The sequence below is a fragment of the Shinella sp. SUS2 genome (genome assembly GCF_001262505.1).
GTDB lineage: Bacteria > Pseudomonadota > Alphaproteobacteria > Rhizobiales > Rhizobiaceae > Shinella.
In genome coordinates this window covers 1-6,808 of sequence record NZ_KQ410800.1, presented here as the reverse complement: position 1 = coordinate 6,808, position 6,808 = coordinate 1, and the positions used below count along the sequence as shown (strand labels likewise).

Here is a 6,808-nt window from a genome sequence, read left to right as displayed (position 1 = left end):
CTGCGGTGTCGCGCAGCCAGCAAAAGCCTCGCATCTCGTCGCCAAAACGGCCCGCGCCATGCATTAAGGCGGCTAGGTGAGAAAAGGGAACTCTCGATGTCGGCGCCCTGAAGGATCGTCGTCTTATCAAAGATCGTGGCTTCGTTTCCTGTCGCACCAACCAAGCACGCACCAGTGAAATCTAACCCGCGCAAGTCGCAATCGCTGAAATCAACGTTCTTCAGATTTCCGTATCGAAACGCTGTCGCTGGATCCAAGCCCGCCAGTCTAGCGAGGTGGAGAAAGTTATCACTCTCGCTGCTTGCGACCGCCTCAAATGCTCGTTCAATATACGGGGACGATTCAACCGACAAAAATGCGCTATCCCTCATCGTAGACCTCCGAGGAGGCAAACGTTAGCACTTCAGCGTTGGCGCCATGCGCCATCTCAGCAAGCTGATGCGTATGCGGCGTCCCCGCCCCATGGGTTTTTCGGTTGCAGCGATCTGACGGCGATATCGGCCGTCAAATGAGTTCACCAAATAGTACCTGGCGAGCTCATTGCGAGGCCTTGGCGCGGGCGGCGTAAGCCCAAGGCATCAGAGCATCGATGTCTTTGGCGAGGTGGCCGTTCGCGAGGCGGGTGAAGAGGTCGCACAGGTAGGCGTAGGGCTCAACGCCATTCATTTTACAAGTGCCGATGAGGCTGGCAAACCGAGCCCAATTGCGGCCCCCTTCATCGTGCCCGGCAAAGAGTGCATTGCGGCGGTTCATGGCCGGTCGGCGGATCGCATTTTCCACGAGGTTGGAGTCGATATCGACGTGGCCATCGTCCAGGAACAGCCGGAAGCCGTCCTGCCGCGTCAGCATATAGGCCAAGGCTTTTCCAAGGTCAGATTTGCGTGAGATGCGCTTGGCTTGCGCTGCCAGCCAGGCGAAGAACGCGTCCACCAGCGGGAGGGACAGGTCCTGTCGAACTGCCCGGCGGTGTTCGGGGTCTGAGCCTCGGATACTGTCTTCGATCTTGTAAAGCGCGGCGATCCGTACCAGCGCCTCGTCGACGATGGGCGATCCGCTCTTCGGTGTGGCCTTGATCAGCTTCCTGCGCCCGTGTGCCCAACAGAAAGCCAGTTTCAAGGGATTGCCACCGATGCGGTCCGATGTGGCGAGGTGAGAGTAGCCACCGTAGGCATCGACCTGGATCGTGCCGTTGAACCCGTCGAGGATTTCAGCGGCATATTCGCCTTTACGCCCGGGCCGGTAATGGAACACCACGCCCGGCGGCGCCGAACCATTCCAGCCGCGGTCGTCACGCAACACGGCCCAGAGGTAACCGGTTTTCGTCTTGCCTCGCCCCGGATCAAGGACCGGAGCCGTTGTCTCGTCGACATAGAGGCGCGTGCTTTCCCACAGCAGCCGTTTGGCCATGTGGTCGACCACCGGGGCGATTTCGCCGCCCGTGCGCCCCATCCAATCAGCCAGGACCGTGCGGTCGATTGGCACCCCGTGCCGCGCCATGACCTCGGCCTGCCGGTTGAGTGGCATGTGTTCGGAATGCTTGGAGACGGCAATCTCAGCCAGAAGGGCTTCCGTCGGCCAGCTTCCTTCCAGAAGATGTGCCGGCGCTCTGGCCTGGACGACGCCCGTTCGACCCTTGGGACAGGCGTATTTCGGGCGGATCGTGACGATCACCTGATAGCGTGCCGGAATCCGGTCGAGCCGCTCCGTCCGGTCTTCGCCGATCCGGACCATGTTGCCACAACCACAGGGACAAACGATGCTCTCGGGCTCGATCACTCTCTCGACCCGCGGCAGGTGTTCAGGAAGTGCACGGACCTTACGCTCCTTGCGAGGAGCAGCCTTGCCCGGATCGGATGCGCTGACCTCGATCTTTTTCTCGACGGCGGCGATCCGCGCCTGTGTCTCGGCAATCGCCGTTTCAAGGTCTTCCAGCGCCAGTTCCATCTGCGCCGGATCGAGCTTTTCCGATTTCGGCCCGAACTTCGTGCGCCGATAGTCGTGAACCTGGCCTTCAAGCTTCTCGACCAGTTCCTTCAGCTCGGCGATGAACGCATCCTTTTCTGCGACCACAGCCTGCTCATGCTGACGGGCAGCACGCTCGACCGACAGTTCGAACTGCATCGCCGCGAACGCCTTCACCACCTCTGGCGGAAGGTCCGGAAACAGGCTGAGATCAAGCGGCGGCGACATGCTGTCTTATAGCAAGGCAGCACAAAAAAACCAAACAAAACAATGCAAAGACAGCCGGATACTTACCCTGCCGCCAACGGCGCNTTATAGCAAGGCAGCACAAAAAAACCAAACAAAACAATGCAAAGACAGCCGGATACTTACCCTGCCGCCAACGGCGCCGTCACCCGTTGCGCCATGACCCGTCGCCAGTCGAGACCTTCGAACAAAGCTTCATACTGAGCCCTGGAAAGACGCATCGTCCCGTCCTGAACCTTGGGCCAGGCAAAGCTTCCATGTTCAAGGATTTTGTAAGTTAGCACCATTCCGGTGCCATCCCATACCAGGATCTTCAGGCGGTCCCCGCGCTTCGACCGGAAGATAACCGTCACCCCGGAATGCGGGTCGAGCTTCAATTCGGTCTGCACCATCAAAGCCAGCGCCTGATGCCCACAGCGGAAGTCCACCGGACGCGTTGCGATCAGGATTGGCAGTCGCTGGCCAGCGACGATCATGTCGTCCCTCGCACTGCCTGCACCAGAGCCGCCACGCGCTCAACCGGCACATCGCCCGGAACCCGCATCACAACGTCCGGGCCGATCTCCAGCGTCAAGACCGGCAAAACCGCCGCCGGCAGCGGCGGCGGCGCTANATCCCGCATCACAACGTCCGGGCCGATCTCCAGCGTCAAGACCGGCAAAACCGCCGCCGGCAGCGGCGGCGGCGCTAAAACACTCACAGTCTCGCTCGGCTCTGCCGCAATCGCCAAAGGCACAAATGCAGGCTCGGCATCGCTGCTCTCCGACGGGCCCGACATAGCCTCAAAAGGCAGGGGCAGAATGCCCTCGCGCGCTTGCCGGCGCCAGAACGAAAGCTGGTGCGCAACAACGTCGTAACGGCGCGCGACATCAGCAACACGAACACCAGGCTCAAAGCTTTCCGCGACAATCCGCGCCTTCATATCATCCGGCCAACGTCGGTTTCCACGACGCGGCTCGACAACCTCGTAGCGCCCAACAAATCCATCATCTGCCATGCCAATCTCCAGATAGTCCTGGAAACCTTCTCGCACACGCAGAAAGCCTCAAAATACAGCTAATCCAATGGGGTGGAGACGGCGCTTACGCTGATGCGTAACTAACGCAGCAAGAATAGCTTCACGATTTGGTGTCATGAGGGGAACGCGAGATGGGTTTGTAACGGCAACTGTGATGTCTCTTCGCCGTATTTGAACTGAAACAGAAACACCGTAGCGGTTCGAAAGCTTCGCGCACTTCACGACGTGGCATAAGGGTTGAGACTGTGTGAGATAATATGAGTTAAGCGGTAAATCGCCCTTTTCGGTGATTTTCCATCGATCATCACCAATGGCCTCGATAGGAATGTACTTCCTTACAGTTTCTGTTCGACTCGATTTTGCTACATCGCGAGCTTCATCTTTGGTTCGCGACTTTTTACCAGCGAACTTCCCATTCAATCCTGTGATTGAAAAGCCAGTTTCGCCACTGCCCTCACCGTGACTGGAGCTTTTGTGGCTAACCTTTTCCGATCCCTCGACCGTTGTTTTCTCTTCGTAGAACTCCGGCGCCACACGCATGCCAAATTTACTATCTGGCGCGATTACGCCCCCTTCCGCGTCTACAACGAGGTAGGCTTGACGAAAGCTGACCGCGACCTCAAAGTGACCCACATCAATCTCATCGGCACGAATTTGCAGGTTCGCGCGTACCGACGCAGCAGATCCGGATGCATCATGTTCCATTGCGGTATATAATTCGACTAGGCCGCGAAGCGGACTTTTATCCAATGAGTTAAAGGCCACAACAACCCTCTGACGCCAGGAATGAATACGTTCTCAATACCTTGAAACCCACACCGGCCACCAAGAACGCTGACAGCACAGCGCTACTGAAAATTAGCACGCAAGGCAACTCTGGCTTGAAACGCCAGAGCAGTCTCGGCTCGAATAAACCGCCGCTTTTCTTGTGCTTATTTTATTTTGTCGCCGTCAAAGCGACGACGGGAACGGCACCGTCTTTGCTCAACGTCGACATCTTCACGTCTCCGAGGCGGATCGCTATCTTCTGACGCGGCTCAATCGCTCTGCCAGTATCCCGATCAATGGGGACCTCATCCTCGAAGCTCCCACCAAAAGTCAACGTTTTCACTGGGTCTCGCTCATCGTTAGTGAGGTTGACGGTAAATGTGGTCTTCTCAAAATCAAGTTTAGCCATCATGTTGATGTCGCTAATCTGCTTCTCCAGGTGTCGATAAATCGGCTTGGAGAAAATCGCAACGAGGGTACCACCCGGCGGGCTGTTCTCCAATCTCAAGACCGCCAACTCGACCAAGTGCTTTGGCGCTTCGCCGTTTGAGGCATAACGATAGAGCCGACTGGTCGCTCTTATCCGCATTTCATCATTCATGCTGCCTTCGATGTTTTTGCAGCCTACGAGCATCGCATCGGCGAAGGCCTTCGCAACCGCCTTCACAATCGCCTGGCCAGCCGGCTTATCGCACTCATCGGATATGCCCGTTGCAAGGATCGAGATTATCATGTCTACCTTTAGCTCGGCACCGTCGTTCCCAACGTCCTTGATGTCCCTTGCGTATACGTCGGCCGTCACGTTCTGCTGGCACCCCGAGGCTAGCGTCAATGCTCCCAAAGCTGTTAACACCAGAAGACTTTTCCACCTCATTGCAATCCCCATTACCGTCCCTCATTTTAGCCGCGCCAGTGAAACCATTGGGCGTACTCGCGGGCAAAAAAATTCAACCAATAGATTATATCGCAAAAACGGATTTGGCGTTTGCCGCCTCCACTTCCTCGGCAAAGTAAAGTGACGGGATCGCCATCTTCTGGAAGCGACTAGCGAGGATGTAGGAACCTTAGATGGCGTCCCCAAATGCTCCGATCGGTCGCGGAACAACCTTAACCGATATACCCGTATTTGTGGGTTGCGCGTCGAACAGCGAGCAAAGTGCACCCGGGTTCATTCCAATGCCTCGCGTGAGCGAAAAGCTATCCCAAATTGCCCCCGGCTAGCAGTTAGGAACGCGATTAGCCCTTTTTGCCCGCACGTTGCAAGGCTCGTCAAATCGGCCCTGCCAGACACCTCGCCTCAAAAAAGACGCGGCTCGCTGAGCCTCGGCGTACCTTCCACCTGAATATTTCGGCCAGTCGAGGGCATACCCCTGCACCACCATCCAGACATTCACCTCGCGTCCATCGGCACGGAAGCACGTCCCAACCACTCGCTTGTATCGATCAAGGTCCTCGCGTTTGCAGCGCACGGGCCTTGATTTGGCCAAGAAGTCGTCAAGTGCGTTGGCTGACAACTTTCCGCAGGGATATGTTTGCCCTGTCGCATCTTCACACCACTGCCAACTTTCGGGTGCGTCAATTCCATTCAGCCTCACCCTCTTCCCCGCGACCTCAATCGTATCTCCATCGACAATGGCCGCTCTCCCTACGAGCCAGTCCGATGCACAACCCGCTGCCCCGAGTGATAACGCGAAAAGGTAGACAGCTATTCCTACCGATTTTCTGTGCATTTCGACTGCCAGTCGTTCTGGCTCGCAAGTACGTGTAATTCCGCAGGCGTAGTTCCTACTATGTCGCTCACGCTTTGAGCGATTTTCTCATCGCCCGCCTTGATCCACGCTAACTTTTCGTCTGTTCCCTCGATCCCAAACCGCGCATCAGCCTCCTCCAACAGTTGGTCGTATTTTGCGAGCCCGTCGCAGTAAGCGTTCAAAGCATGCGACGTATCGAGCTTCAACTCGACCTCCTCAGCAAGAGCTATCGAACCGAAACTCATCTGCTGAGCGGTAAGCAGCATTCCAGCGATCATCATCAAAGCGCCTGCACGCCGCGCCCGGACGAGTTCCCGCAAACACGGTTTGTTGTATTTCATTCCCTGCCTCCAAAGAGCCGTACTAAAAATACGATTTAGTGCAAAGAAAGGTATTTTACCAGGGTTATAGTACCCTTTCGCGTAGTCAAAATACGACTATGGATATCAGAGACCTTGTTGGAGTACGCGTCAAAACTGCTAGACGCCTTCGCGGCATGTCCCAAGCCGACCTCGCAGCGCAAATCGAACGGACTTTGGACGCGGTTTCCGCAATAGAGCGTGGAAAGAGCCTACCGAACATCGAAACACTCAATCGGCTTTCCCGGGTTTTGGGTATCCCGGCGAAGGACTTTTTCGACGATAGCACTGAGAGCAGTTCCCCTAGACGCGCTGCGCACCTTGCAGAAATCACGATGCTTTTGCGCGACTTTTCGGACGCTAAACTTCTCACCGCAACAGAACTAATTCGAGCGCTCGCAAAGGCGCCATAAGATATATCTCGAAGCGAAATCAGCGCTATTGGAGCTTTACTCACCCTGAAAGCCAGTAAGTGTAGTACGCGCCCGCTGACAGCGCTCCGCGACCCTAAAAAACCTGGAGCCCCGTCGCGAGCGCTCCAGCACCCCCAATCGAACAAGCTCACGAACCGGCAAGGTAAATTCATTAGTCCTGCTCGCCAGGCTGATGCCATTATTGTTAATAATCGTGAGCGCAACGAATGGCCCACGGCTTTCGTGATTGACTAAATAGGTTTCTGGCTCTCGGTCAGAACTTCTGCTTTG

At 56.3% G+C, this 6,808-nt stretch carries 9 protein-coding genes; 1 reads left to right on the top strand and 8 read right to left on the bottom strand.

Features of this window, described 5'->3' with window-relative positions; genetic code table 11:
• The 8 genes from AKG11_RS34230 to AKG11_RS33095 all read right to left on the bottom strand — a co-directional run.
• Nucleotides 1-371: pentapeptide repeat-containing protein (locus tag AKG11_RS34230; protein ID WP_197284069.1), on the bottom strand; the 371-nt coding region annotated here is incomplete at its 3' end.
• A 166-nt stretch (nucleotides 372-537) separates the two neighbouring features.
• Complete coding sequence (locus AKG11_RS33125; RefSeq protein WP_050747102.1) at nucleotides 538-2,190, bottom strand: IS66 family transposase; 1,653 nt, start codon at nucleotides 2,188-2,190, stop codon at nucleotides 538-540.
• Between the two features lie 140 nt (nucleotides 2,191-2,330).
• Complete coding sequence (tnpB, locus tag AKG11_RS33120) at nucleotides 2,331-2,684, bottom strand: IS66 family insertion sequence element accessory protein TnpB (RefSeq protein WP_050747101.1); 354 nt, start codon at nucleotides 2,682-2,684, stop codon at nucleotides 2,331-2,333.
• Complete coding sequence (locus AKG11_RS34225; protein ID WP_082342981.1) at nucleotides 2,681-3,205, bottom strand: IS66-like element accessory protein TnpA; 525 nt, start codon at nucleotides 3,203-3,205, stop codon at nucleotides 2,681-2,683. Before AKG11_RS34225 ends, tnpB begins: the two co-directional genes overlap by 4 nt.
• A 48-nt stretch (nucleotides 3,206-3,253) precedes the next feature.
• Nucleotides 3,254-3,931: a hypothetical protein gene (locus tag AKG11_RS35025; protein ID WP_156334232.1), complete on the bottom strand. Its 678-nt coding sequence runs from the start codon at nucleotides 3,929-3,931 to the stop codon at nucleotides 3,254-3,256.
• 232 nt (nucleotides 3,932-4,163) lie between these two features.
• Complete coding sequence (locus tag AKG11_RS33100; RefSeq protein ID WP_156334231.1) at nucleotides 4,164-4,880, bottom strand: DUF7424 family protein; 717 nt, start codon at nucleotides 4,878-4,880, stop codon at nucleotides 4,164-4,166.
• 331 nt (nucleotides 4,881-5,211) lie between these two features.
• Nucleotides 5,212-5,724 (bottom strand): thermonuclease family protein, encoded by a 513-nt coding sequence (locus AKG11_RS34220; protein WP_082342979.1) that lies wholly within the window; start codon nucleotides 5,722-5,724, stop codon nucleotides 5,212-5,214.
• Nucleotides 5,706-6,086, bottom strand: coding sequence for a hypothetical protein (locus AKG11_RS33095; protein WP_050747097.1), 381 nt, complete (start codon nucleotides 6,084-6,086; stop codon nucleotides 5,706-5,708). Before AKG11_RS33095 ends, AKG11_RS34220 begins: the two co-directional genes overlap by 19 nt.
• Nucleotides 6,087-6,184: 98 nt before the next feature.
• Here AKG11_RS33095 and AKG11_RS35950 point away from each other — a divergent pair, with 98 nt between their 5' ends.
• Entirely contained in the window at nucleotides 6,185-6,517 is a 333-nt protein-coding gene (locus AKG11_RS35950) for a helix-turn-helix domain-containing protein (protein WP_082342977.1), read from the top strand.
• The last annotated feature ends 291 nt before the right edge of the window (nucleotides 6,518-6,808 follow it).